Origin of the sequence: Xanthomonas rydalmerensis (assembly GCF_033170385.1) — a bacterium.
Lineage (GTDB): Bacteria > Pseudomonadota > Gammaproteobacteria > Xanthomonadales > Xanthomonadaceae > Xanthomonas_A > Xanthomonas_A rydalmerensis.
This window is the reverse complement of record NZ_CP126170.1, coordinates 2,045,683-2,071,667: the sequence shown is the minus strand read 5'-3', so window position 1 is coordinate 2,071,667 and position 25,985 is coordinate 2,045,683. Positions and strand designations below refer to the sequence as shown.

General features: G+C 69.5%; 25 protein-coding genes. 12 read left to right on the top strand and 13 right to left on the bottom strand.

Going from position 1 to position 25,985, the window contains the following annotated elements; translation table 11 throughout:
• The first annotated feature begins 202 nt into the window (after nt 1-202).
• A complete protein-coding gene (locus tag QN245_RS08585; protein WP_160969447.1) occupies nt 203-688 on the top strand; it encodes a DUF456 domain-containing protein in 486 nt (161 codons plus the stop codon).
• A gap of 142 nt (nt 689-830) precedes the next feature.
• A complete protein-coding gene (locus QN245_RS08580; protein WP_160969448.1) occupies nt 831-1,982 on the top strand; it encodes a phospholipase A in 1,152 nt (383 codons plus the stop codon).
• Nucleotides 1,983-2,240: 258 nt separating this feature from the next.
• Here the strand turns inward: QN245_RS08580 and QN245_RS08575 are convergent, their stop codons facing one another.
• From QN245_RS08575 to QN245_RS08560, 4 genes are all read right to left on the bottom strand, one after another.
• Nucleotides 2,241-4,295, bottom strand: coding sequence for a TonB-dependent copper receptor (locus QN245_RS08575; protein WP_317845062.1), 2,055 nt, complete (start codon nt 4,293-4,295; stop codon nt 2,241-2,243).
• 34 nt (nt 4,296-4,329) lie between these two features.
• The gene (locus QN245_RS08570) at nt 4,330-4,734 is read right to left on the bottom strand and encodes a DUF2946 family protein (protein ID WP_317845061.1); all 405 of its coding nucleotides are present in this window, start codon (nt 4,732-4,734) and stop codon (nt 4,330-4,332) included.
• 336 nt (nt 4,735-5,070) lie between these two features.
• Nucleotides 5,071-5,706 (bottom strand): glutathione S-transferase family protein, encoded by a 636-nt coding sequence (locus QN245_RS08565; RefSeq protein WP_317845060.1) that lies wholly within the window; start codon nt 5,704-5,706, stop codon nt 5,071-5,073.
• Between the two features lie 110 nt (nt 5,707-5,816).
• Nucleotides 5,817-7,337: a fumarate hydratase gene (locus QN245_RS08560; protein WP_267111461.1), complete on the bottom strand. Its 1,521-nt coding sequence runs from the start codon at nt 7,335-7,337 to the stop codon at nt 5,817-5,819.
• 101 nt (nt 7,338-7,438) lie between these two features.
• On the opposite strand from QN245_RS08560, the gene QN245_RS08555 reads away from it, so the two are divergent.
• From QN245_RS08555 to QN245_RS08545, 3 genes are all read left to right on the top strand, one after another.
• Complete coding sequence (locus QN245_RS08555) at nt 7,439-8,311, top strand: RNA polymerase sigma-70 factor (RefSeq protein WP_317845059.1); 873 nt, start codon at nt 7,439-7,441, stop codon at nt 8,309-8,311.
• 84 nt (nt 8,312-8,395) lie between these two features.
• Nucleotides 8,396-8,836, top strand: coding sequence for a carboxymuconolactone decarboxylase family protein (locus QN245_RS08550; RefSeq protein ID WP_317845058.1), 441 nt, complete (start codon nt 8,396-8,398; stop codon nt 8,834-8,836).
• A gap of 304 nt (nt 8,837-9,140) precedes the next feature.
• A complete protein-coding gene (locus QN245_RS08545; protein WP_317845057.1) occupies nt 9,141-10,043 on the top strand; it encodes a dimethylarginine dimethylaminohydrolase family protein in 903 nt (300 codons plus the stop codon).
• A 412-nt stretch (nt 10,044-10,455) separates the two neighbouring features.
• On the opposite strand, the gene QN245_RS08540 is transcribed toward QN245_RS08545, so the two are convergent.
• A complete protein-coding gene (locus QN245_RS08540; protein ID WP_160969458.1) occupies nt 10,456-10,716 on the bottom strand; it encodes a hypothetical protein in 261 nt (86 codons plus the stop codon).
• 149 nt (nt 10,717-10,865) lie between these two features.
• Between QN245_RS08540 and QN245_RS08535 the strand changes: the two genes are divergently transcribed.
• The 3 genes from QN245_RS08535 (at nt 10,866) to QN245_RS08525 (ending at nt 14,056) form a co-directional block, all read left to right on the top strand.
• A complete protein-coding gene (locus tag QN245_RS08535) occupies nt 10,866-12,749 on the top strand; it encodes an ABC transporter ATP-binding protein (RefSeq protein WP_317845056.1) in 1,884 nt (627 codons plus the stop codon).
• A gap of 25 nt (nt 12,750-12,774) precedes the next feature.
• Entirely contained in the window at nt 12,775-13,173 is a 399-nt protein-coding gene (locus QN245_RS08530; RefSeq protein WP_184447686.1) for a hypothetical protein, read from the top strand.
• Nucleotides 13,174-13,276: 103 nt separating this feature from the next.
• On the top strand, nt 13,277-14,056 hold the full coding sequence (locus QN245_RS08525; RefSeq protein ID WP_317845055.1) for a ferredoxin--NADP reductase: 780 nt from the start codon (nt 13,277-13,279) through the stop codon (nt 14,054-14,056).
• A 197-nt stretch (nt 14,057-14,253) separates the two neighbouring features.
• Here the strand turns inward: QN245_RS08525 and QN245_RS08520 are convergent, their stop codons facing one another.
• The gene (locus QN245_RS08520; protein ID WP_317845054.1) at nt 14,254-14,745 is read right to left on the bottom strand and encodes a glutathione peroxidase; all 492 of its coding nucleotides are present in this window, start codon (nt 14,743-14,745) and stop codon (nt 14,254-14,256) included.
• Nucleotides 14,746-15,077: 332 nt separating this feature from the next.
• Here QN245_RS08520 and QN245_RS08515 point away from each other — a divergent pair, with 332 nt between their 5' ends.
• Complete coding sequence (locus tag QN245_RS08515; RefSeq protein ID WP_317845053.1) at nt 15,078-17,264, top strand: M3 family metallopeptidase; 2,187 nt, start codon at nt 15,078-15,080, stop codon at nt 17,262-17,264.
• Between the two features lie 180 nt (nt 17,265-17,444).
• Here QN245_RS08515 and QN245_RS08510 read toward each other — a convergent pair whose 3' ends face one another.
• A complete protein-coding gene (locus QN245_RS08510) occupies nt 17,445-18,230 on the bottom strand; it encodes a hypothetical protein (protein WP_317845052.1) in 786 nt (261 codons plus the stop codon).
• A 104-nt stretch (nt 18,231-18,334) separates the two neighbouring features.
• Nucleotides 18,335-19,636, bottom strand: a complete 1,302-nt coding sequence (locus QN245_RS08505) for a S8 family serine peptidase (protein ID WP_317845051.1) — start codon at nt 19,634-19,636, stop codon at nt 18,335-18,337.
• 83 nt (nt 19,637-19,719) lie between these two features.
• On the opposite strand from QN245_RS08505, the gene QN245_RS08500 reads away from it, so the two are divergent.
• Together QN245_RS08500 and QN245_RS08495 are read left to right on the top strand one after the other, a co-directional pair.
• A complete protein-coding gene (locus QN245_RS08500; protein ID WP_160970710.1) occupies nt 19,720-20,253 on the top strand; it encodes an RNA polymerase sigma factor in 534 nt (177 codons plus the stop codon).
• Nucleotides 20,250-21,032: a hypothetical protein gene (locus QN245_RS08495; RefSeq protein ID WP_317845050.1), complete on the top strand. Its 783-nt coding sequence runs from the start codon at nt 20,250-20,252 to the stop codon at nt 21,030-21,032. Before QN245_RS08500 ends, QN245_RS08495 begins: the two co-directional genes overlap by 4 nt.
• 27 nt (nt 21,033-21,059) lie before the next feature.
• On the opposite strand, the gene QN245_RS08490 is transcribed toward QN245_RS08495, so the two are convergent.
• The 3 genes from QN245_RS08490 to QN245_RS08480 form a co-directional block, all read right to left on the bottom strand.
• A complete protein-coding gene (locus tag QN245_RS08490) occupies nt 21,060-21,578 on the bottom strand; it encodes a MarR family winged helix-turn-helix transcriptional regulator (protein ID WP_160970714.1) in 519 nt (172 codons plus the stop codon).
• A gap of 137 nt (nt 21,579-21,715) precedes the next feature.
• Complete coding sequence (locus QN245_RS08485; RefSeq protein ID WP_317845332.1) at nt 21,716-22,549, bottom strand: DUF3298 and DUF4163 domain-containing protein; 834 nt, start codon at nt 22,547-22,549, stop codon at nt 21,716-21,718.
• Between the two features lie 103 nt (nt 22,550-22,652).
• A complete protein-coding gene (locus tag QN245_RS08480) occupies nt 22,653-22,937 on the bottom strand; it encodes a GNAT family N-acetyltransferase (RefSeq protein ID WP_317845049.1) in 285 nt (94 codons plus the stop codon).
• A gap of 215 nt (nt 22,938-23,152) precedes the next feature.
• Between QN245_RS08480 and QN245_RS08475 the strand changes: the two genes are divergently transcribed.
• Entirely contained in the window at nt 23,153-23,359 is a 207-nt protein-coding gene (locus tag QN245_RS08475) for a hypothetical protein (RefSeq protein WP_160970717.1), read from the top strand.
• Between the two features lie 148 nt (nt 23,360-23,507).
• Here the strand turns inward: QN245_RS08475 and QN245_RS08470 are convergent, their stop codons facing one another.
• Both QN245_RS08470 and QN245_RS08465 read right to left on the bottom strand, forming a co-directional pair.
• Nucleotides 23,508-24,143, bottom strand: coding sequence for a rhomboid family intramembrane serine protease (locus tag QN245_RS08470; protein WP_160970718.1), 636 nt, complete (start codon nt 24,141-24,143; stop codon nt 23,508-23,510).
• An 8-nt stretch (nt 24,144-24,151) separates the two neighbouring features.
• Complete coding sequence (locus QN245_RS08465; RefSeq protein WP_167087777.1) at nt 24,152-25,708, bottom strand: POT-type proton-dependent oligopeptide transporter; 1,557 nt, start codon at nt 25,706-25,708, stop codon at nt 24,152-24,154.
• Between the last annotated feature and the right edge of the window lie 277 nt (nt 25,709-25,985).

Sequence of the window (25,985 nt, the reverse complement as noted above, 5' to 3'; positions counted from 1 at the left end):
GTACGCCGTGGGGGCGGCGGCTGGTTGCAAGGAGGAAGCGAGGTATAACGATGTAGCGGATCGATGGATCTACCGCATCAGGCCACGATTCACGGTGACCTTTGCAAACGCAGCGGCTGCAACTTACCCCGGTCAAAATGAAAATGCAATCAGCAAAAAGACCCCATCTGTCAACCCCCAAATCTCCCCCGCGGTGAGCCACGTGGACCCTGCGTTCATCTATTACCTGTGCGCCGGGCTGCTGGTGCTGGTCGGGCTGGCGGGGGTGCTGCTGCCGGCCCTGCCCGGCACGCCGCTGATGTTCGCCGGGATGCTGCTGGCGGCCTGGGCCGATGGCTTCCAACGCCTCGGCTGGCCGACGCTGACCGTGCTGGGCGTGCTCACCGCGCTGTCGCTGCTGGTCGACCTGCTGGCCACTGCGTTCGGCGCGCAGCGCGTCGGCGCCAGTCGCAAGGCGCTGTGGGGATCGGTGCTGGGCGGGATCGCCGGCATGTTCTTCATGCCGATCGGGCTGTTCGTCGGCCCCTTCGTCGGCGCCCTGGCCGGGGAGTACTGGCACGGCCGCGAACTGCGCCAGGCGACCCGGGTCGGCGTCGGCACCTGGCTGGGGATCGTGCTGGGCACCGCCGCCAAACTCGGCCTGGCGCTGGCGATGCTCGCGGTGTTCGCGGTGGCCTGGCTGCTCTGAAGACGCCGGCCTGAAGACGGCGTCGCGGCGACAGCATGAACGCGTGATGACCCTGTTGTCGTCACTTCCTGTATTTTCGCTGCCGGCCATTCACCCCGGCAGCGCACCACCCGCCCGCGCCGCCCGTTGCAGCGAGAACCGCATGTCCCACCGCCAGGTCCGCCCCCTGTTACTGCTGTCGATCGCGGCCGTGCCGCTTGCACATGCGCAGGAAGTCCTGCCCACTCCCGCCTCGCCGGAAGCCTGCGTGGCCATCTCCAGCGACGCCGCCCGCCTGGCCTGCTACGACCAGGCGCTGTCGCGCCGGACCGCCGACCCGCAGGCGGCCGATGCCGCCGCGCAGGTCGCCAGCGAACGCCAGAAGCAGCAACTGGACGCCAGCGTGCCGGAGGATGCCGGCGTCGCCGAGCGCACCCGCCAGCGCGCCGCCGCGATCTTCAAGCAGGACCGCTACGACAGCACCATCGCCAATGCCGGCAAGGGTTCGCTGCTGGATAGCCGCTGGGAACTGGCCAAGGACTCCAAGCTGGGCACCTTCCAGCTGCGCGCCTACAAGCCGGTATACCTGCTGCCGGCGTTCTGGACCAGCAAGAAGAACGAGCTGCCGTCCTCGCCGAACCCGGTCAACACGGTGACCACCGCCGAACCGCTGGACAGCGTGGAGGCGAAGTTCCAGCTGAGCTTCAAGACCAAGATCGTGGAGAACATCTTCGGTGACAACGGCGACCTGTGGGGTGCCTACACCCAGAGCTCGCGCTGGCAGGTCTACAACTCGGAGCAGTCGCGCCCGTTCCGCGAGACCAACTACGAGCCGGAACTGATGCTGGTGTTCCGCAACAACTACAGCCTGTTCGGCTGGAAGGGACGGATGACCGGCATCCAGCTGACCCACCAGTCCAACGGCCGCAGCGATCCGCTGTCACGCAGTTGGAACCGGGCGATGCTCAACATCGGCCTGGACCGCGACAACTGGGCGCTGGTGCTGCGCCCCTGGTACCGCATCCCGGAGAGCCGCAAGCAGGACAACAACCCGGACATCGAGGACTACATGGGCCGTGGCGACGCGACCCTGATCTACAACCGCAACGGCCACGAAGTGGCGCTGATGGCGCGGCACTCGCTGCGCGGCGGCGACCGTTCGCACGGCGCGGTGCAGCTGGACTGGGGCTTCCCGATCAGCAACCTGCTGCGCGGCCATGTGCAGGTGTTCGACGGCTACGGCGAGAGCATGATCGACTACAACCACCGCGCCACCTACGTCGGCGTCGGTATCTCGCTGCTGGAATGGTTCTGAGCCAACGCCACGCCTGAGCGGCACGCGCGGCGCCCGACTGGCGGGCGTCGCGTGTGCTGGTCGCGCATTCCGCGCGCGACCCGCGGACGTCTGGATTGCTGCAGTCACGACGGACGCAGGCAGCGTTGAAGTTTTTCGTATGCGGCGCCGCCTCGATGAGAGCTGCATGCGTTGTGCCTGGGCGCACATCAGCGCCCTACCCCGATGGCGGCGCAGTCGCCATGCGACCGCGCCCACCGATCGCCGATCGCCGATCGCTCAGAACCGGTAGTTGCCCTTCAACCACAGGTTGCGGCCCGGTTCGGCAATGCGCACCGGATCGGCCGGAAAGCCGAAGTCGGCGCTGCCGGCGAGGTTGAGATGTTCGCTGTAGCGCCGGTCGAACACGTTGTCGATGCCGGCGCTCAGCCGCAACGCCGCGCTCACCCGGTAGCCACCGCTCAGCCCCAGCGTGGCGAAGCCGGCACTGCGGCCGAGGTCGCGGCCGACCACGTTGCCCTGGTCCAGCGCCACCCGTCCCTGCCGCGCGACCGCGCGCAGCAGCGCCCCAGCCGACCAGCGCTGCCCTTCCCACTCCAGCCGTAGCCGCGATTCCAGCGGCGGCATCTGCGGCAACGGCGTGCCGTCGCTGCGGTTCTCGCCCCAGGCATAGGCCAGCGTGCCGCCGAGGGTCAGACCCTGCCGCGGCTGCCAGTCCACTCCCGCCTCGGCGCCGGCAATGCGCGCATCGACGTTGTCGACACGGGTGGTAGTGCCCATCATGCCGCCGTCGGCGTAGGTGAACAGGATGAAGTCCTGCACCCGCCCGGCATAGGCGGAGACCCAGCTCTGCACGGACGCGCCGCGGTACTGCAGGCCGAGGTCGAGCTGGGTGGTGCGCTCGGGGCGCAGCCCGGCGAACGCATTGGCCGTGCCCATCGGGCCCATGTCGGCCGAGAACAGTTCCCAGTAGTCGGGCATGCGCGCGCTGCGGCCGAAGCCGGCATACCAGACGGTGTCGGCCGAGAGGTTGCGTTCCACGCGCAGGAAGCCGCTGCCCAGGTCTTCGCTGCGCGTCTGCCCGGCGGTGGGATTGGGCATGCCCATCATGCCGACGCTGCGGCGGGTGTCCTCGACCTGCGCGCGGTCTAGGCGCAGGCCGGCGATCCAGCGCTGCGCCGTGCCGGCACCGAAGGTGGCTTCGGTAAAGGCGCCGAGGTTGTCGAACCGCGCGTCGGTGCGCCACGGCAGGCTCCGGTACACGCCCTCGCCGCTGGCGCTGCGGTCGCGGTGGCGGCTTTGCTGGGTATCGACGCCGGCCTGGACCACGATCTGCTCCCAGCGCCACTCCGATTCCACGCGCCCGCCGCTGGTGCGCCGGTCCACGTTGGAGGCCATCGGCATCGGCATCGCCGACTGCGGGTTGGGCCGGCGCAGCGTGTAGTTGTCCATGACGTGGTCGGCGTCGTTGACATAGGCATTGCCGCGCAGCGCTTCCCAGGCGCCGGGCAGATCGGTGCGCTCGAAGCGCGCGGCATAGCTTCGGCGGCGGAACTGGACGCCGTCCATGCTGCGCCCCGCGTAGCGGGCCAGACCGTCACCGGTGCCGGCGGAGAGTTCCAGCACGGTGTCCGGATCCGGGGTCCAGCCGACCGCGGCATCGGCATTCCACTTGCGCCAGCGCGACGGCACCACCGCGTCATCGCCATCGCGGTAGTCGCCGGACTCGGAGCGGTTGGCGTCCACGCGGGCGTAGCCGCTGCGGTTGCCGCCGCGCAGGTCGAGGGTCTGGTCGTTGCGGTTCCAGGAGCCGACCAGCGCGCTGGCCTCGCCTTCCAGCGTCGGCGCCGCGTAATGCGGCGTGTCGCGCTCGAAACGCACGGTGCCGGCGGAGGCGCCGGGTCCCCAGCGCACGGTCTGCGGGCCCTTGACGATGGTGAGCCGGTCGAAGGTTTCCGGGGCGATGTAGGACAAGGCGTTGTCCATCCGCGCCGGGCAGGCCCCGACCAGGGTGCCGTCGTTGCTGAGCACGTTGAGCCGCGAGCCGAACATGCCGCGCAGCACCGGATCGCCGTTGGTGCCACCGTTGCGGATCGCGGCGAAGCCCGGCACGGTCTTCAGATAGTCGGCGCCATCGCTGGCCGGCACCGGCTGCCGCGGCAGTTTCGGATCGACCGTCCAGGTCAGCGGCGCGACCGGCGCGGTGGCGGTCACCTGCATCCGGTCGAGGGTGGTGGCATCGGGCGTCTCGGCGTGGCCGGCGGCGGGAAACAGGCTCGCGAGGATGCAGCACGACAACGCCGCCCGCGCGGGCGACGGCAGGAACTGAGGCATGAGGGAACTCCAGAAAAGAACGGCGCCGGCGCGCCTAGCGCACCGGAAACAGGAGAGCGTTCTGGAGAACAACTGGCGGCCCGCGTGCGCCGTGCGCGCGCCAGCGCACGGCGGCATGGACACGATGGCGCAGCAGCGTGGTGGCCCTCGGCGCCGGCAGCGACGCGGCCAGCAGCAGGACGATCGCCAGCCACGGCAGCAGCCGCGCGGCGAGCACGCAGTAGTCGCAGGCGGCATGCGCCGGGCCATGGTCGCGCTGCGCGCCCGACGCGTCGTCATGACCGGCGTGGACGGCAGCGTGCTGCGGCAGCACGTCCGCGGCGGCCTGCAATCCGGCCGAGGTGCACATCGGCACCGGCAGGCTTGCGGCCTCCAGCAACCGGCTGGCCACCGGCGCGACCACCAGCAACAGCGCGGCCAGCAAGGCAGGCCAACGCATCAGGCGGCGCAGTCGGGCGGGAGCACGGAGGGCGGACACCGCGTCATTCTAGGCGGCAGCACCGACAGCGAGCCGACCGCGGTGCCGGGTGCGACAACGTGACGCAGGATGGGGACGGCAAACCACGCGAGCGGTCAGCGCAGTGCCTGTTGATCCGCGCGTCGTTGGTTCGACTCCAGTCGTTGGTTCGACTCCAATATAGAGCGCAAGACGAAACCGCTTGCGCAGCTTCCGCGAGTGCTGTTTCGTTGCCGCAGAAAACTGCCGGAAAAACCCGATAGCCGACGCCAGGCAATGCAGCCGCCGTCGCTTCCGATCAGCGCACCCGCACCCTGCTCACATCCAGTCGGTAATGCCTTCCCGCCGATAGGTCTCGTGGAACGCCGGGCGCGCCTTCATCCGCTCGGCCATGGCCTTCAGCGCCGGCCAGCTGTCGGTGGGCCGTGGCATGTTGCGCGACCAGCGCATCAGCATGACCAGCACGAAGTCGGCGGCGCTGCAGTGCTCGCCCAGCAGGTAGGGGCCGCCCTGCTCCAGGTGCGTGGCCACCTCGTCCCAGGCTTTTTCCAGGAATGCGCGGGCGCTGGCGCGCACGCGCTCGGCGTTGTCGGCGCCGGCCGGTTCGTCGGGATAGAACCAGTCGCGGTAGGCCGGCATCAGGGTATAGGCGCCGAACAGCATCCAGCGATAGTAGGCCGCGCGCTCGGGGGTGCCGGGGGGCGGCGCCAGGCCGGCGTGCGGATAGAGGTCGGCCAGGTGCATGGCGATGGCGACCGACTCGGTCAGCACCTGCCCGTCCAGCAACAGGGTCGGTACCCGCCCCTGCGGATTGATCGCCAGGTACTCGGGGCGTTTCTGCTCCTGGCGCTCGAAATCGAGCATGCGCAGTTCGAAATCGACCTGCAGTTCGATCAGCAACCAGTGCACGACGAACGAGGCGGTACTGGGCGAGCCGTAAAGCACGATGGACACGACGCTTTCCCCGGAGGCGGAACCAGCGCCGATTATTGCCGCGACGCCGGCGCACCGCCAGCGCCACGCGGAACGCCGGCGTCCTCGCCGGCGTTCCGCGGTGCGGCCGATCAGGCCTCGACCACCACCGGGATCTTGCCGATACGCGCCTGCCACTCGCGCGGGCCGGTCTTGTGCACCGACTCGCCGCTCGAGTCGACCGCCACGGTCACCGGCATGTCCTTGACCTCGAACTCGTAGATCGCCTCCATGCCCAGGTCTTCGAAGGCCAGCACCTTGCTGGCCTTGATCGCCTTGGACACCAGGTAGGCCGAGCCGCCGACCGCCATCAGGTACACCGCCTTGTTGTCGCGGATCGCGGCGATCGCCGCATCGCCGCGCTCGGACTTGCCGACCATGCCCAGCAGGCCGGTCTGCTCCAGCATCTGCCGGGTGAACTTGTCCATGCGCGTGGCGGTGGTGGGGCCGGCCGGGCCGACCACTTCGTCGCGCACCGGATCGACCGGGCCGACGTAGTAGATGAAGCGGTTGGTGAAGTCCACCGGCAGCGTCTCGCCGCGGTTGAGCATGTCGATCATGCGCTTGTGCGCGGCGTCGCGGCCGGTCAGCAGCTTGCCGTTGAGCAGGATCGTCTCGCCCGGCTTGAAGCTGGCCACTTCCTCGCGAGTGATGGTGTCCAGGTTCACCCGGCGCGCGTTGGTCGGGTTGTAGGTCAGCTTGGGCCAGTCTTCCAGAGACGGCGGATCCAGCATCACCGCGCCGCTGCCGTCCAGGGTGAAATGCGCATGGCGGGTGGCAGCGCAGTTGGGGATCAGCGCCACCGGCAGGTTGGCGGCGTGGGTCGGGTAGTCCTTGACCTTGATGTCCAGCACCGTGGTCAGGCCGCCCAGGCCCTGCGCGCCGATGCCCAGCGCGTTGACCTTCTCATACAACTCCAGGCGCAGCTCCTCGGCACGGTTGGACGCGCCGCGGGCCTGCAGATCGACGATGTCGATCGGCTCCATCAGCGCTTCCTTGGCCAGCAGCATCGCCTTCTCGGCGGTGCCGCCGATGCCGATGCCGAGCATGCCCGGCGGGCACCAGCCAGCGCCCATGGTCGGCACGGTCTTGAGCACCCAGTCGACGATGGAATCGGACGGGTTGAGCATGGCGAACTTGCTCTTGGCCTCCGAGCCGCCGCCCTTGGCCGCGACGATGACGTCGACGGTGTCGCCGGGGACAACCTTCACGTTGACCACCGCCGGGGTGTTGTCCTTGGTGTTTTGGCGCTTGCCGGCCGGGTCGGCCAGCACCGAGGCGCGCAGCTTGTTGTCCGGATGGTTGTAGGCGCGGCGCACGCCCTCGTTGACCATGTCCTCCACGCCCATGGTGGCGTCGTCCCAGCGCACGTTCATGCCGATCTCGAGGAACACGGTGACGATGCCGGTGTCCTGGCAGATCGGCCGGTGGCCCTCGGCGCACATCCGCGAGTTGATCAGGATCTGCGCGATGGCGTCCTTGGCCGCCGGCGACTGCTCGCGCTCGTAGGCCGCGGAGAGATTCTTGATGTAGTCGACCGGGTGGTAGTAGCTGATGTACTGCAGCGCGTCGGCGACGGACTGGATGAGGTCTTCCTGCTTGATCGAGGTCACGGCTGGCTCTGCGGCTGGCGGGGGGAAACCCGCCCATTTTAGGGCAAAGTGGCGGCCCCGCCCGGTGTCACGCCGGCACGCCCTGTTCCGTCCTGGTCGTCATGACCCACGATCCGACCTTCGAATCCCACCGCGCCAGGCTGTTCGGCCTGGCCTACCGCCTGCTCGGCAGCCGCGCCGACGCCGAGGACACCGTGCAGGACGCCTGGCTGCGCTGGCAGGCCAGCGACCGTGGCGCGATCCGCGACCCCGAAGCCTGGCTGGTGACCGCCACCACCCGGCTCGGCCTGGACCGCCTGCGCGCGGCGCGCAGCGCCCGCGTCCACTACGTCGGCCCGTGGCTGCCCGAGCCGCTGGAGATCGCCGACGACGCCGACCCGGCCGAGCGCCATGACCGCGCCGAGCAGGTGTCGGTGGCGTTCCTGGCATTGTTGGAGCGGCTCGGTCCGCACGAGCGCGCGGCGTTCCTGCTGAAGGAGGCGTTCGACTACGACTACGCGCAGATCGGCCGCGCCCTGGAACGCAGCGAGGCCGGCTGCCGGCAACTGGTGCACCGGGCGCGCGAGCGGCTCGGCCAGGGCCAGGCGCGCTTCGCGGTCACCCCCGAGCGCCACCGCCAGTTGCTGGAGCGCTTCCTGCACGCCTCGCAGCGCGGCGACCGCGCCGCCATCGCCGCCTTGCTGCATGCCGACGCCCAGTTGCGCTCCGACGGCGGCGGCAAGGTCACCGCCAGCCTGCGCCCTTTGCACGGCGCCGAGCGCATCGGCCGGCTGTACTGGGCGCTGGCGCGGCGCGACCTGGGCCTGCAGACGCGGATCGGCACGGTCAACGGCGAACCGGCGATCCTGCGCTTCCTGGGGCCGCGGCTGCATTCGGCGACGCTGCTGGTCATCGACGGCGAGCGCATCGCCGAGGTGCTGACCCTGATGAACCCGGACAAGCTGCCGGCGCCGCCTGCAGCCGGCCGCGACTGACCTGCGGCGGCGCTGTCACATCGGCGCGCGCAGCCGCGTCCTGGAGGGGAAGGCGGCCACGGTGTCCGCCATGAGCGACCCACCATGCACTTCCACCGCATCGACTACACCCGCCACGAACCCGAAGCGTTCCGTGCCCTGCTGACCGCCAGCCAGCACGTGCACGATGGCGTGCTTGGCAGCGCCCTCGCCGAACTGGTGTTCCTGCGCGTCTCCCAGCTCAACGGCTGCGCCTACTGCATCGACATGCATGCCACCGCCCTGCGCAAGGCCGGCACCGAGCCACGCAAGCTCGATACCCTCGCCGCCTGGCGCGACAGTCGCTTCTTCGACGCACGCGAGCGCGCCGCGCTGGACTGGGCCGAAACGCTGACCACGCTGCCCGCCGGCGCGCCGCCGCAGGCCGTCTACGACGCGCTGGTGGCGCAGTTCGATCCGGCCGGGATCAGCGCCCTGACCATGGCCGTGGCGGTGATCAACGCCTGGAACCGGCTGGGCGTGGGTCTGCAGCCGGCGCTGCCGTAAAGGCGCTGCGCGCCGGGATTGGGGATTGGGGATTGGGGATTGGGGATTGGGGAATCGGGAATCGGGAATCGGGGGCAGGATCGCGTAGTCGGCAAGGATGCGTGGCGTTTCAAAACTCCCGGTTGCTCGCCGCTGGACCACGACCACGCACGCTAACGCCAGCAGGCCCGCAGCGCGCGCGGTTCTGCTTGCACGAATCCCCAATCCCGAATCCCGAATCCCCAATCCCGCCACCAGTCCACCGACATGTCCTCGCAACACGGCGTCGCTAGCGTGGCGCGCATCCCCGACGCGGAGTGCGCGCATGATCGAGAACGTCCTTGCTGGCGGCCTGGCCGACGAGACCGACATGGCCCTCGCCTCCCCCGAGCCGCAGTTCCGCAGCGCCGCCGGCCATGGCCACCGCCTGCTGATGTGCGCGCCGCAGCACTTCGCGGTGGACTACGTGATCAACCCCTGGATGGAAGGCAACGTCCACGCCGCCAGCCGCGAGCGGGCGCAGGCGCAGTGGAACGCGCTGGTGGCCGCCGCCGAGGCGGCAGGAGCGCGCGTCGACTGCATCGCCGCCGCCCCGGGGCTGCCGGACATGGTGTTCAGCGCCAACGCCGGCCTGGTGCTTGGCGACCGCTTCGTGCCCAGCCGCTTCCGCCACGCCGAACGCCGTGGCGAGGAAGCCTTGTTCACCGCCTGGTGTCGCCAGGCCGGGCTGCGCATCCGCGAACTGCCGGAGCAGGTGTATTTCGAAGGCGCCGGCGACGCACTGCTGGACCGCGGCGCACGCCGGCTGTGGATGGGCCACGGCCACCGCAGCGACCTGGCCGCCGCGCACGAACTGACCGACCTGCTGGACATCGAAGTCGTGCCGCTGCGCCTGGTCGACGCGCGCTTCTATCACCTGGACACCTGCTTCTGCCCGCTGCGCGACGGCTACCTGCTGTACTACCCGGCCGCGTTCGATGCCGACGCGCAGCAGGCGATCGCCCAGCACATCCCGGCCTCGCGGCGCATCGCCGTCGGCGAGGCCGACGCCCTCGCCTTCGCCTGCAACGCGGTGGACCTGGACGACACCCTGCTGCTCAACCGCGCCTCGCCCACGCTATGCGCCGCGCTGGCCGCGATCGGCTACCGCGTGGTGCAGACCCCGCTGGACGAATTCCTCAAGGCCGGCGGCGCCGCCAAATGCCTGACGCTGCGGCTGGACGAATAAGCCAAAGATGCTCCCGTGAGACGCAGAATCAGCCCCTCTCCCACCGGGAGAGGGATTGGGGTGAGGGTACGACCGCCATGGAACTCCTGGCGGCAGCAAGTATTCGAAGCTTCGCCCGTACCCTCATCCGCCCCTGCGGGGCACCGTCTCCCGCAGGGAGAAGGGAAGCGCTAGCCCCTCTCCCACCGGGAGAGGGGTTGGGGTGAGGGTACGGCCGCCACGGAGCGCCTGGCGGCAGCAAGCATTTCGAGGCTTCGCCCGTACCCTCATCCGCCCCTTCGGGGCACCTTCTCCCGCAGGGAGAAGGGAAGCGCTAGCCCCTCTCCCACCGGGAGAGGGGTTGGGGTGAGGGTACGGGCCGACGCATGACCCGGCCGTCGCGCCGGACAGACCTGCTTCCACCAACACCGCATCAGCACAGACCGAGTACCGCATCGAGCACATCGCGCCACAACTGTTCGAGATCGATGCCGCCGCGCCCGCCGAACAAGCGAAACAGGCTGTAGCCGATCGCGAAAGCCACATACGACAGCGTCAACACCAACACGGCGGCGTTGCCCCACAGCAGCAGCGCGGTGGCCACCAAGGCGAAAATCGTGCAGCCCAGCAGTTCGCGCCACGACGGCATGTGCGCACGCAGGCGGGCAAATGCAGGCGCGGCAGGATCGGACATGGCAACGGCCTTGGCTGGACATCCACGATGCTAAGCCACTCCTCGTCTTCAGACATCGCGCGCCAGCCACCGGCGTCAGCGCCGGTGCAGCCTCCGCCCCGGCTCAGTCCACACTCCCCGCGCACGCCCGCCCCCGGCACAATGCGCCGATGGCATCCACCTCCCCTTCCCATGGCGGCGCCCGCACCGCGCCCGCCACCGGCCCGAGCCTGCGCGAGCGCTTCGACGCGATGCGCAACCTGCCGCCGTTCCTGCGCCAGATCTGGCAGACCAGCCGCTGGCTGACCCTCAGCAGCATCGGCCTGCGCGTGATCCGGGCGCTGCTGCCGGTGGCCTCGCTGTACGTGGGCAAGCTGATCATCGACGAGGCCATCCACCTGGTCGGGCAATCGCCCGGGTTCGACTCGCTGGGCCAGGCCCTGGCCAGCGGCCGCCTGAACCGGCTGCTGGAACTGCTGGGCCTGGAACTGGCGCTGGCGATCGCCTCGGACCTGCTCGGGCGGTTGGTCAGCTATGCCGACACGCTGCTGTCGGAGCTGTTCAACAACACCACCAGCGTGCAGTTGATGGAGCACGCTGCCCAGTTGGACCTGGAGGATTTCGAGGACCCGGAACAACAGGACCGGCTGGACCGCGCGCGGCGCCAGACCATGGGCCGCATGAACCTGATGAGCCAGTTGTTCGGCCAGGTGCAGGATGCGATCACCGTGGCCAGCTTCGCGGTCGGCCTGCTGGTGTACGCGCCGTGGCTCATCGCCCTGCTGGCGGTGGCGCTGGTGCCGGCCTTCATCGGCGAGGCGCACTTCAACGCGCTGGGCTACTCGCTCAACTTCCAGTGGACGGCCGAACGCCGCCAACTCGACTACCTGCGCCAGCTCGGCGCCAGCGTCGAGACCGCCAAGGAAGTGAAGATCTTCAACCTGCACAACTTCCTGATCACCCGCTACCGGGCCCTGGCCGACCGCTATTTCCAGGCCAACCGCGCGCTGGCGCGCAAGCGCATGCTGTGGGGCACCGTGCTGGCGGCGCTGGGCACGCTGGGCTACTACGGCGCCTATGGCTACATCGCCTGGCGCACCGTGCGCGGCGATTTCAGCATCGGCGACCTGACCTTCCTGGCCGGCAGCTTTCTGCGCCTGCGGCAGTTGCTGGAAGGGCTGCTGATCGGCTTTTCGCAGGTGGCCGGGCAGGCGCTGTACCTGGACGACCTGTATTCGTTCTTCCGCATCGTCCCGGAGATCCGCAGCCGTCCGGGCGCGGTGCCGGTACCGCGGCCGATCGTGCAGGGCTTCGTGTTCGAGAACGTCGGCTTTCGCTACCCGGACGCCGAGCAGTGGGCGGTGCGGCACCTGGATTTCGCGCTGCGCGCCGGCGAGGTGCTGGCCCTGGTCGGCGAGAACGGCGCCGGCAAGACCACCCTGGTCAAGCTGCTGGCGCGGCTGTACGACCCGGACGAGGGCCGCATCCTGCTCGACGGGCGCGACCTGCGCGACTACGACCTGGACGACCTGCGCGCCAACCTGGGGGTGATCTTCCAGGATTTCGTGCGCTACCACTTCAGCGCCGGCGAGAACATCGGCGTCGGCCAGGTCGAGGCACTGGACGACGCGGCGCGGATCCGCGCCGCCGCGCAGCGGGCCATGGCCGCCGAGCTGATCGACGGCCTGCCGCAGGGCTACGCGCAGGTGATCGGGCGCCGCTTCAAGACCGGCGTGGACCTGTCGGGCGGGCAGTGGCAGAAGATCGCCATCGCCCGCGCCTACATGCGCGACGCGCAGGTGATGATCCTCGACGAGCCGACCGCCGCACTGGATGCGCGCAGCGAGTTCGAGGTGTTCCAGCGCTTCAAGGAGCTGTCCGACAACCGCACCGCGGTACTGATCTCGCACCGCTTCTCCAGCGTGCGCATGGCCGACCGCATCCTGGTCCTGGCCGATGGCCGGATCGAGGCCAGCGGCACCCACGACGAACTGATGGCGCAGGGCGGCCGCTACGCGGAACTGTTCGAACTGCAGGCCGCTGGGTATCGTTAGCCTGTCCGCCCCTTCCGACACCGCCATGCTCCGCACCCTGTCCTGCCTGTTCGCCGTCGCCCTCGCCGTCCCGGCACTCGCCGCTCCCGCCGCGGACACGCCGGCGCCTTCCGACTACGCCGCGGCCAAGGCCCTGGCCGACCGCGACGAGGCCCGCCTGCCGGCAGCCATGCAGGAACGCCTGCAGACCCTGCAGCGCGCGGCGCTGGACGAGGGCGTGGCAAGTTGCGCCACGCCGCGTCCGGACACCTCGCCGTTCACCGTGGTGGTGCAGGTGCAGGCCGACGGCAGCGTCGGCGCCAGCTGGCGCAACGGCACCACCCCGCTGGCCCTGTGCCTGGAACGTTTCCTACGCCAGCGCCCGCTGCTGGCACCGCCGCAGGCGCCGCTATACCTTTCCTACGAGGTCTCGTTCGAGAAGTGAGCCGGATCGCGTGATCGGTACCGGGCCTCAAATGAGATTTGATCTCATTTGAGCCGGCATGGGGTAGAATGGCCGCCGTTCCTTCCCCATCACGATCAACGGCATGTCTTCCGCTTTTGGCCCCGAAACGGTGCTCGATGTCCGCCACTGGACCGAGGACTACTTCAGCTTCACCACCACCCGCAACGACGGCTTCCGCTTCGACAACGGCCAGTTCGTGATGATCGGCCTGGAGACGGAGACGCGGCCGCTGCTGCGCGCCTACTCCATCGCCAGCGCCAACTGGGAAGAGCAACTGGAGTTCTTCAGCATCAAGGTGCCGGACGGCCCGCTGACCTCGCGCCTGCAGCACATCAAGCCGGGCGATTCGGTGCTGGTCGGCAAGAAGCCCACCGGCACCCTGCTGATCAGCGACCTGCACCCCGGCCGCCATTTGTACCTGCTGGGCACCGGCACCGGCCTGGCGCCGTGGCTGTCGGTGATCAAGGACCCGGAAACCTACGAGCGCTTCGACAAGGTGATCCTCACCCACGGCGTGCGCTTCGAGAAGGATCTGGCCTACCGCGACTACTTCGAGAAGGAACTGCCGCAGCACGAGTTCCTCGGCGAGACCATCCGCGAGAAGCTGCTGTACTACCCGGCGGTGACCCGCGAGGACTTCCGCAACCGTGGCCGCCTCACCGAGTTGCTCGAGAGCGGCGAGATGCAGCGCACCCTCGGCCTGCCGCCGCTGAACCCGGAACACGACCGCGCGATGATCTGCGGCAGCCCGCAGATGCTGGCCGACCTGCGCCACACCCTGGACGCCCGCGGCTTCATCGCCTCGCCGCGCATCGGCTCGCCGGGCCACTACGTGTTCGAGCGCGCGTTCGTCGAGAAGTAACGGCGCTGCGCGTCTCCCGTCGTAGGAGCGGCTTTAGCCGCGACAGGCTTTACCGGTAAAGCGCATCGCGGCTGAAGCCGCTCCTACCGGCATAAGCGACATGGCGGCAGGTCAAAGCGCAATAGTGGCGAAATCGTGTGTGGGCAAGGCAACCACCCCGGCATTCGGGACCACGCCGGGCGTTTGCGGTCGAATCGTCAGCCCAGCGCCCGCTCGATATCGGCCGCCAGCGCTTCCGGCTTGTCGGTCGGCGCATAGCGCGCCAGCACCTGGCCGTCGCGGCCGATCAGGAACTTGCTGAAATTCCACTTGATCGCGGCGATGCCGAGCAGCCCGGATTTCTGCTGCTTGAGCCAGCGCCACAGCGGATGCGCGCCGTCGCCGTTGACCTGCACCTTGGCGAACATCGGGAAATCGACGTCGTAGCTGAGCGAACAGAACTGGCGGATCTCCGCGGCATCGCCCGGTTCCTGATGGCCGAACTGGTCGCAGGGAAAGCCCAGCACCACCAGTCCGCGCTCGCGATAGCGCTGCCACAGCGCCTGCAGCCCGGCGTACTGCGGCGTGAAGCCGCACTTGGAGGCGACATTGACGATCAGCAGCACCTTGCCGGTGTACTCGGCGAGCGGCTGCGCCTGCCCGTCCAGCGTGGTCGCGGTGAAGGCGTAGGCGGTGGTCGGCGTGTCCATGATTCCTCGTGCTGCGGCGCGCCGCTGCGGCGCTGGTTCGACGCGATGCTACGCGGTGCCCGCACGCGTCGCCAGCAGGCCGGACCCCACGCATAAGCCAGCATCGCAGGCGCTCGCGCGGACAAGGCAACACACTGCCGGCGCACCACCCATGCAACCGCCTTCACGGCGCAGCCGCGCATGAGAGCGCACTGCATCAAGGTTCACGCCAAATGCCGCAAAGCCCTGAGAAACAAGCGTCGATGCTGCAGCGCTCCCATGGCTTTCGTCACGGGCCACGCCTGCTTGCCTGGGGTAGCCTGCCCGATCACCATGATTGCGGATACCGCTTGATGACCTCTCGCCTCGCCCTTGCCCTCGCCGCCACGCTCGGACTCGCCATGCCTGCCTACGCCGCTCCGGCCACCACGCCCACCGCCGCCACGGCGGCCACGCAGGCCAACCCGTTCTTCGCCGAAAGCCCGCTGCCGCTGCACTACCCGCAGTTCGACAAGATCAAGGACAGCGATTTCGCCCCCGCGTTCGACGCCGGCATGGCGCAGCAGTTGAAGGAAATCCAGGCCATCGCCGACCAACAGGCCAAGCCGACCTTCGACAACACCATCGTGGCGATGGAGAAGAGCGGGCAAGTCCTGGACCGCGCCACCACCGTGTTCTTCAACCTGGTCGGTGCCGACACCAACGACACCCGCAAGCAGTTGCAGGCCGAGTACGCCGGCAAGCTGGCCGCGCACCGCGACGCGATCGCGCTCAACCCCAAGCTGTTCGCGCGCATCCAGACCCTGTACGACACCCGCAACCAGCTCGGCCTGGACGCGGAGGGCGTGCGCCTGATCGAGAAGTACCACAGCGACTTCGTCCGCGACGGCGCCAAGCTCAACGACGCCGACAAGACCAAGCTCAAGGCGATGAACGCCGAGCTGGCCGAACTGGGCACCAAGTTCAGCCAGAACGTGCTGGCCGAAGTGAACGCCGCCGCGGTCGTGGTGGACGACGTCAAGCAGCTCGACGGCCTGTCCGATGCGCAGATCGCCGCGGCCGCCGAAGCGGCCAAGGCGCGCAAGCTCGACGGCAAGTACGTGATCGCCCTGCTCAACACCACCGGCCAGCCGCCGCTGGCCCAGCTCAAGGACCGCGCGCTGCGGCAGAAGATCTACGAAGCCTCGGTGTCGCGCGGCAGCCACGGCGGCCCCTACGACAACACCGCGCTGGTGTCGCGGATCATGACCCTGCGCGCCGACCGCGCCAAGCTGCTCGGGTACCCGAACCACGCCGCCTACTCGCTGGAAACCCAGACCGCCAAGACCCCCGAAGCGGTCAACGCCATGCTCGGCAAGCTGGCCCCGGCCGCGGTGGCCAACGCCAAGCGCGAGGCCGCCGACCTGCAGGCGATGATCGACCAGGAGCAGAAGGCCGCCGGCAAGCCCAGCTTCAAGCTCGAAGCCTGGGACTGGGCCTACTACACCGAGAAGGTGCGCCAGGCCAAGTACGACTTCGACGAGGCCCAGCTCAAGCCCTACTTCGAACTGAAGAACGTGCTGGAAAATGGCGTGTTCTACGCCGCCAACCAGGAGTACGGGCTGACCTTCAAGCAGCGCACCGACCTGCCCACCTACCGCGACGACGTGCTGGTCTACGACGTGTTCGACGCCGACGGCAGCCAGTTGGCGATCTTCATCGCCGACATGTACGCACGCGAGTCCAAGCGTGGCGGTGCCTGGATGAGCTCCTACGTGTCGCAGTCGGCGCTGACCGGCGACAAGCCGGTGGTCGCCAACCACCTCAACATCCCCAAGCCGCCGGCCGGCCAGCCGACCCTGCTGACCTGGGACGAAGTCACCACCGCGTTCCACGAGTTCGGCCATGCGCTGCACGGCATGTTCTCGAACGTGAAGTACCCGTACTTCTCCGGCACCAGCGTGCCGCGCGACTTCGTCGAGTTTCCCTCGCAGGTCAACGAGATGTGGGCCGACGATCCGGCCATCCTCAAGCACTACGCCAAGCACTACCAGAGCGGCGCGCCGATGCCGCAGGTGCTGCTGGACAAGGTGGTGGCCACCGCCAAGTTCAACCAGGGCTTCGCCACCACCGAGTACCTGGGTGCGGCGATGCTGGACCAGCGCTGGCACCAGCTCAGCGCTGGCCAGGTGCCCCCGGCATCGGGCGTGATGGATTTCGAGGCCAAGGCGCTGGCCGCCGACGGCATCGCCTATGCGCCGGTGCCGCCGCGGTACCGCACGCCGTATTTCAGCCACATCATGGGCGGCTACGCGGCCGGCTACTACGCCTACATCTGGTCCGAGGTGCTGGATGCCAACACCCAGCAGTGGTTCAAGCAGCACGGCGGGCTGAGCCGCGCCAACGGCGACCGCTTCCGCAAGACACTGCTCTCGCGCGGCGGCAGCGTCGATGCGATGCAGTTGTTCCAGGACTTCGCCGGGCACGCACCGCAGATCGAACCCTTGCTGGAGAAGCGCGGCCTCAACGCCACGCCGGCGGCGACGCCGAGCGCACGCTGAGGCGCATCGCGGCATGGACCACGCGGCCGTGCCGCCACCTCGCGACGACCTCGCGGCGGAAGACACCGCGATCAACCGCATGACGCAACACGCACGACGCCCGGCTCAGCCGGGCGTCGTGTTTTTCAGCCTGCTATTTCAGCGGAGACACGCAGTGCGCCGCGTGCAGTCCGCAAGCGGCTACTGGCCGTTGCCGGAGGCATCGACGCTAACGCCCAACGAGGCCGCGCCGCCGGCCTGTCCCTGCGCCTGACCGGTGCCGGCCTGCGCACCGCCCTGGCCGCCCGCACCCGCCTGGCCCGACACCGACCCGCCACGCGTGCCTGCGCCATGAGACGCGCTGCCGCTGGCCGCGCCAGTGGCATTGCCGCTGCCGGACAACGCCGGCACCGTGGGCAGACCAGCACCGCTGGCGGCACCGTTGCTACCGCCATTGCCGGCCGCATTCGCCGCGCCCGCACCGTGACCGGCCATGCCATCGACTGCACCAGCGGCATTGCCAGCCGTGGACAACGTCGCAGCGGGATTGACCGCGCTGCTCGCCGCGCCGAGCGCAGCATTGGCCTGGCCCATCGCGCTACCGGCCGTATTCCGTGCCGCCGCATTGCCGCTGGCGGCAGCGTTGCCGGCCAGCGTCCGGCCCTCGTTCACCGCGATGCCCACGCTCTGCGCGGCGCTGTCCGCCGTGGCCGTGCCACGCGCCGCCGCCCGCTGTGCCGCCATCCGCGTACGCTGCGACTGTTGCTCGATGCCGCTGCGCGCCCGATCCAGCGGAACCCCGGCGTCCAGGCGGCCTGCCCCCATTCCGTTGCCGCCGAGGCTGCCGCCCCCCAGGCCGCCCAGCGTGCCGTTGACGGCGCCGCCCACGCTGCCCGCACCGCCCAGCACCTGCGCGCCGGCCACGCCCGGGGTCAGCGCCACCGTCGCCACCAGCACCGCGCTCGCCAACAGAGTCTTGCCGTTCATCGCGTTCTCCTCATGACGCCGCAGGCCATCTGCGGCTCTCATCTGGTCCTACGTGTCGAACGGCGCAGAACATCCCGGCCGGGATGGGCGCAGACAGAATGCGTTCAGCCGCCCGGCGCGCGCTGCAGCGGCAGGTCCGCGCCGAGCAGCCCGGCGCCGTATACCGGATCGGCGCCAAGCGCACCGAGATCGCGCGCCTGCGCCTGCAACTGTGTACGCACCTGCGCGGCCGCCTGTGGATCCGGCTGCGGCAACGCCTGCGCCGCCAGCCGCGCTACCAGCGGCGCGGCGAACGACGTGCCGCGCTGCGTCTGCCAACGGCCCTGCGGCGCCGCGGCGATCAATTCGCCGATCGCGGCGAAGGCCACCTGCGGTCCTCGCCCGGCCTCCGGCAACACCCGCGCACGCGCATCCACCGCGGTGACGCCAATCACTCCGGGATAAGCGGCCGGATACAGCGGCGGTGCCGCCGGGCCGTCGTTGCCCACCGCTGCGACCAGCACATGGCCGCGCGCGAGCATGCGCTGCACGGCGAGCTGCAAGGCGCGGTTGGGGCCGCCGATCAGGCTGATATTGATCACCGGCATCTGCTGCTGCGCCATCCACGCCAACGCGCCGACCAACTCCACCACGGTGCCGCCGTCGGCCTGCCCGCAGTAGATATCGGCCGCATACAGCGTGCGCGCGAACGGCCCGTGCGCCACCGCGCGGCCGGCCAGCAGCGAGGCGACCGCCGTGCCGTGCGGCTGCGCGCGCACCTGCCCGCCGCAGCCCCAGGTCTGCACCTGCACGCCGGCCAGCGCCGGATGCGACGCGTCCACGCCGCTATCGATCAGGCCGACCACGAATCCGCCCGCCGCAGCGCTTGCGGCTGCCGGTGCCGCGGGCGCGCTGGCAGGTGCTGGTGCTGGTGGCGTCGCGGCCGATCCGCTGTAGACGTGGTTGTAGTCGTACTGACCCTGCGGATCGCGCTCGCGTAATTGCTGCAACGCGCGGCGCGTGGACAGGCCCGACGGCACCTGCAGCACCACCAAGCGTAGGCCGAATTCGCCGAAGCTGCGCTGCTCCAACACGGCGAAGCCGGCCGCCTGCGCCGCCTGCAACGCGGCTGGGTCCGGCTCCAGCGCCACCACCTGCCCGCGCATCACCACGGCGCCGCCCTCGTCGCGCTCCAACCCACGCGGATCGCTGCGCAGCAGCGCCTGCAGGCGTTTCAGGCGCAGCCGTTCGAGATCGCCACGCGCGTCCTGCATCGACTGTCCCAACCGATCCATGCCGCTGTGCACGCCCTGGGTGACGTCCTGCACCAGCCCGCCCGCCGATGGCAGCGCCAGCTGCGCCAATGCCGGTGTCGCCACCGCCAGCAAGGCCGCCGCCATCCAGCGCATTCGCCTGCCCGTCGCCATGCCCCCCGCTCCGTCGCCCGCCCCTGTTGGCGTGCCACACTAATCCAGCCATTCCGACATGCCGTGAACGCCGCGCCGCGCCCATGGAAGAAAACGCCTCCGCCGAACGTATCCCCCACATGCACGCCGATCCCACGGCCGCCGTCGGCGACGGCATCTGTACCCTGCTGCCGCAACTGCGGCGCTTCGCGCGTGCCGTCGCCGGCCATCGCGAGGATGCCGACGACCTGCTGCAGATCGCGATCGAACGCGCACTGCGCCGCGCCGAACAATGGCGGCCGGAGACGCCGCTGCAGTACTGGCTGTACGGCATCATTCGCCACGCCTGGATCGACGAGGTACGGGCGCAGCGGCGACGGCGACAGGTGTTCGTCGATGCCGCCGAGGGCGAACACGTCGGCGACACGCCGCTGGAGCGGCAGCAGGACTGGATGGCGGTGCAGGCGGCGATGGCCGGCCTGCCCGAGGAACAACGCCTGGCGATCGCGCTGGTGCTGATCGAAGGCCTGTCCTACAAGGACGCCGCGGCGGTGCTGGAGATTCCGCTCGGCACACTCACCAGCCGGCTCGCGCGCGGTCGCGAAGCCCTGCAAGCGTCACTGGAGGCGACCGCATGAACAGCACGATCGATGCACTCACCCTGCAGGCCTACGCCGACGGCGAACTGGATGCGGCGCAGGCCGCCCAGGTGGAAGCGGCGCTACGCACCGACCCGCAACTGGCGCAGGCCCTGCAGCGGCTGCGCAGCCTGCAGGCGCGGTTGCTTGCCGGCTTCGCGCCGGTGCTGGACGAGGAGGTGCCAGAGCGCCTGCTCGCCGCCGCGCGCGCGCGACCGGCCGAAGCGCCCGACCAGGACGCTGCTGTCGCTGCGTCATCTCCCCCGCCCGTCCAGGCGACGGCGCATGCGAGCCGGCCGACGCCACTGCGGCCGCGTGCACGCCGCCGCTGGGCGCTGCCGGCGGCGTTGGCGGCGGCGCTGCTGCTGGGGCTGTGGATCGCGCAGCGGCAATTGCCGCAGGGCGCTGCGCCGCGCCCGACCGTCGCCGCAACACAGGGGGGCGTCGCCGAGGGCGTGCTGGCGCAGGCACTGGCGCAGCAGCTGTCCGGCCAACCCCAGGGCGGCGTTCGCATCGGCCTGAGCTTCCGCGATCGCGACGGCCATTACTGCCGCACCTTCGCCCTGCCGAGCGCCAGCGCCGGCCTGGCCTGCCAGCGCGATGGCGCATGGCGGGTGGAGTTGCTGGTGCCCGCCAGCGAAAGTCACGATGGCAGCGGCATGCGCATGGCGGCCAGCCCGATGCCGGCCGCGGTGCTGCAAGCGGTGGATGCGCGCATCGTCGGCGAGGCGCTGGATGCCGACGCCGAACAGCGCGCGCGGGCGCGCGGCTGGCGCTAGGCGGCCCTGCCCCGCAGGCAGCGCGGCCTAGGTCATCGGCTCGGCTGCGGCGTCGAGGCCATCGATGCCGGCCAGCATCTTCTTCAGCAGCATCTCCAACTGCTGCTGCTCGCCGGCATCCAGCGCCGCCGTCTCCGTGTCCAGGAACGCGCAGACGTCCGGCAGCAGCCGCTCGATCAGGGCGATGCCGTCCGGCTGCAGGGTCAATGCAACCTTGCGCCTATCGTCGGGACTGGCGGTGCGCGACAGCAGTCCCTTGCTGCACAGGCTGTCGGTGAGACGGGTGATGTTGGCCGGCTTCTCGCTGGCGGCCTCGGCCACCTCGGTGGGCGTGATGCGCTGCTCGGGCGTGCCGTACAGCATCATCAGGATCTCGTATTCCGGCGGACTGATGCCGTATTCCTTGAGCATCCCGCTGGCATTGGCATGCACGCGCTTGTACAGATGCTTGACCAGCCGGACCAGGACGGCAGGCTCGCGCGGAAAGGCCGGATAGCGCGCGCAGGTGTGCGCCACGCGCCGCTCGGTCTGATCAAAACTGCCCATGAGAAATCGATTGCAAGTGGGGGAAGCGGTCAATGCTACCCATTGCGCCCCGCCACGACGAGGGCATGCGTTGCGTTCTGGCGCGCTGTGCACGCCATGCGCCACGCGCCGTCGTGCGCCGGCGCGGTGGCGACCTCTCAGGCGGCGAACAGCGGCGCGTACTCCGGCGCCACCAGCTCGCGCAGCACGCTGGCCGGCACGTCCACGGTCTGCGTGCCATCGGCATACGGCCCCACCTGGTACGGCGGGAACACGAAGCGCAAGGCGGTGATCTTGCCCGCTGCGTCGACCAGCGGCTGGAACTGGCTGAAATTGCCGGGCTGCGGCTCGGTGCCCTCGGCGATCATCTTGCTGGCGCTACGCACCTGCTCGTCCTGATCCTCCGGCGGCACCTGCTCGGCATTGACCCGTGTCTGCACCGCCTGGCGCAGCTGCGCGGCGACATAGTCGGCCACCTGCTTCCAGTGCGTCGCATCCGGAATCAGCGTCTCGGCGGTGAGCATGCGCTGCTGCTGCGGCAGCCACACCCAGCGCGCCACCAGCGGTTCGCCGTGGGCACCGCCGGTATAGCGGCTGCCGTCGGCACTCAGTGCGACCAGGTCCGGGCGCTCCAGCAGCATCTCGAACTGCAGCGACAGTTCGTAGGGCGCGCGCGGGCGATCGTTGCCGAGGCCGTCGATCGCTTCCATCAGCTCGCTGCGCGCGCTCTGCGCATAGCGGTTGGCCGCGTCGGCCAATCCCGGATAACGGTTGATCGACGGCGGGAAGGTGATCCCGACCACATAGCTTGGGCTGTGTTCGACGATGTCCTTCAGTTCCGGTGGCGTGGCCTGCGCCGGCTCCGGCGCCGCGGGCGCGGCAGCCTCGCTTTGTGCCGGTGCCGCGGCGGGTGCCGGTGCGGCGGTCGGTTCCTCGCGTTTGCAGCCGGCCAGTGCCAGCGCCGCCGCGACCGCCAGTGCCGTCCATGCCATCCGCCCGTTGCCCATCGTCTCTGCCCTGCTCACGTCGACTGCCCCTGTTCCTGCGATATCTGTGGATTGGCGCGCATTATCGCGCCGTTGCGATGCTGCGCGCTCAGGCGAGCAGCGCGGCGTACTGCGGATGCCGCTGGATGAACACCGCCGCGTACGAACACGCCGGCACCACCTTCCAGCCTTGCGCCTGCGCGTGGTCCAGCGCGGCGGTGACCAGCTGCGCCGCCAGGCCGCGCCCGCCGATGGGCGTCGGCACCCCGGTGTGGGTGATGACCATGCGCCCCTGCTCCAGCACGTAGTCGAGTTCGGCGCGGTGGCCGTCGACCTCCAGGGTGAAGCGCCGCTGCTGCGGATCGTGCGCGATCGGGACGGTGGGTTCGGACATGAGGGCTGGCTGTGTCGCGGAGCGCGCAGTGTCCGCTGCGGCTCGCCGCGGCCATGTGAAACACGTGCCTCACCGCGTCACGCCGCCGACGCGGCGCGTCACCCGGACGCCGCTCAAGTCGTGCCGCGCGCGGCCGATACCGCCAGGACAGGACGAAAACCTGGCATGGGAGTTGCACCTCCCATCACGCAGCGATCCAACAGGGAGCCACGCGCATGAGCGAGAACGAGAACAAATACAACCAGGGCGACCACAACGCCTCCCTGCTGGAAGGGCTGTTCCAACTGTCGGTCAGCGGCGACCATCATGGCGGCGAGTTCCAGCAGCTCGACGACGAGGTCTACCAGCGCCTCAAGGTCACCTACGAGAACGCGGCTATCGGCAGCGCCAAGGTGCAGCTGCGCGGCCAGCAGACCCGCTGAGCGGCGACGGCGGCCGCACGCGCCGCCGCAGCCAGCCTGTCCGCGATACGGTGGTCCACGGGCGCACTGACGCCCTGCGTCCACCTGATGCACCGCATCCGAAAGGTGCCGATCGCGCACCGCCGTGCAGGCACCGCCGCGCCGCGTATCACCCCCGCCCGAAGCGCGGGTTCGCCAGCTCACCGAGGAAATGCTGCAGCACCGACGGTTCCATGATCAGCAGGAACATGACGCCGAACGCCGCGCCGGCCAGGTGCGCGCTGTGGTTGACGTTGTCGCCACCGCGGCGGTCCATCCAGATGCTGTAGCCGACGTAGAACACGGCATACAGGATGGCGGGGATCGGAATCGGGATGAAGAAGAAGAAGATCCCGGTCCACGGCGCCATCAGGATGAAGGCGAACAGTACCGCCGACACCGCACCGGACGCGCCCAGGCTCATGTAGTTGGGGTTCTTCTGGTTCTTCAGGTAGCTCGGCAGGATCGAGACCACCAGCGCGGACAGGTAGAACAGCGGATACACCAGCATGTTGCCGGTCAGCCGCTCCATCAGCACCTCGATCGGGCCGCCGAAGAAGTACAGCGTGACCATGTTGAACAGCAGGTGCGGGAAATCGGCGTGGATGAAGCCGTAGGTCACCAGCCGGTCGTACTGCTTGTGGCGATCGACCGCCGGCGGCCACAGGATCAGCCGGTCGAGCAGCCGGCGGTTGTTGAACGCCGCCCACGACACCAGCACGGTAAGGACGATCAGGATCAGGTTGACGGGGGTGACGGAGGGCATGCGGGGTCTCAGGCGGGGCGGTAGTGGTCGACCATGCGGTAGCGGCGCGCGTACAGCCCGAACAGCAGTGCGGCGACGAACGCGAAGGCGGCGAAGAAGAACATCAGGAACGCGGTCTCGCTGAGCCCGGTGCTGCCGATGTGCGCGGTGACGCGGTCATTGCGCACCGCCGCGTTGGACAGCAGCACCCACAGGTTGCCGACGGTGGTGGTGAGGTTCCAGAAACTCATCACCACGCCCTTCATCGACTGCGGCGCCTGGCTGTAGGCGAACTCCAGGCCGGTCGCCGAGACCAGCACTTCGCCGAAGGTCAGCAGCGCATACGGCAGGATCTGCCAGGCGATGGACAAGGCGTCGCCGCCATCCATCATCACCTGCAGGCTGCCGACCACGATCCAGGCCAGGCCGCTGAAGGCGATGCCGGCGGTCATCCGCCGCAGTGCGGTCGGCTCGTAACCGCGCCGGCGCAGCAGCGGGTACAGCACCAGGTTGTTGAACGGGATCAGCAGCATCACCAGCGCCGGATTCAGCGCCTGCATCTGCGAGGCGCTGAACCACGCCGGCATCTGCATCTGCTGGCCCTGCAGCACCCAGGTCGAGGCCTTCTGGTCGAACAACGAAAAGAACGGGGTGACCAGCGCGAACACCACCAGCACCCGCAGCACTGCGCGCACACCGTCCACCGCGGCGTCCGGATGCACCGCGCGGGCGCGCTCCAGTTGCCACCAGGTGCCGCCGCCAATGCCGGCCAGCAGCAGCACCAGCGCCAGGCACAGGCAGATCACCAGGCCCAGCGTCGGCACCAGCGCGAAGGTGCCCAGCGCCAGCAGCACCGCCACGCCTGCCAGGGCCAGTCCGGGACGCCCCTGCCCCGGCGCTTGCCGCAGCAGCGCGGTGCGCACCACCTGGGCGAAACCGTGCGGATCCTTGGGCGGCAGCGGCACGCGCACGTAGCGGTGGCGCCCGGCCCAGAACACCAGGGTCGCCACCAGCATCAGGATGCCGGGGATGCCGAACGCCCACGCCGGGCCCAGGTTCTTCAGCGCCAGCGGGATCAGCAGCGAGGCGAACAGCGAGCCGAAGTTGATGATCCAGTAGAAGGCGTCGAACACCACCTTGGCCAGGTGCTTGTTGCCCTGGTCGAACTGGTCGCCCATGAACGAGGCCACCAGCGGCTTGATCCCGCCCGCGCCCAGCGCGATCAGGCCCAGGCCGAGGAAGAAGCCGTTGCGATGGCCTTCGAACAGCGCCAGGCACAGGTGTCCCACGCAGTAGATCAGGCTGAACCAGAGGATGGTGCTGTACTTGCCGAAGAAGCGATCGGCCAGCCAGCCGCCGAGCAGCGGGAAGAAGTACACGCCGATCATGAAGCTGTGCATGATGTGCTTGGCCTCGGCCTCGCGGCCGGGCGCGGTCACTTCCTGCAGCAGCAGCGAGGTGATCAGGAACTGCACCAGGATGTTGCGCATCCCGTAGAAGCTGAAGCGCTCGCAGGCCTCGTTGCCGATGATGTACGGAATCTGCCGCGGCATGCGCGCGGTGGCGCGCTCTTGCGCCGCGCTCATGCGGCGTGTCTCGTGGTGGCTTGGCTGCTCACGGGCCCTCGTCCAGGCAAAATTTTCAGAAGGTTACCCCAACGTTCCGGCGAATCGAACCGCCAGGGCGTGTCACCCATTCCCGAGTATGCCGCGTTGGGTCTGGCAGGCGCGCTGCCGGCGTTGCGTGGCGCAGCGCCTGACTGGCCGTCAGGTCAAGCCGCGCGGCGCCGGCCGCGCGCCTGCCAGGCCCAACCCGAAGGGCCGCGCTTGCGCGCGCCCGTGGCCGCGTCATCGCTCGGGCGTG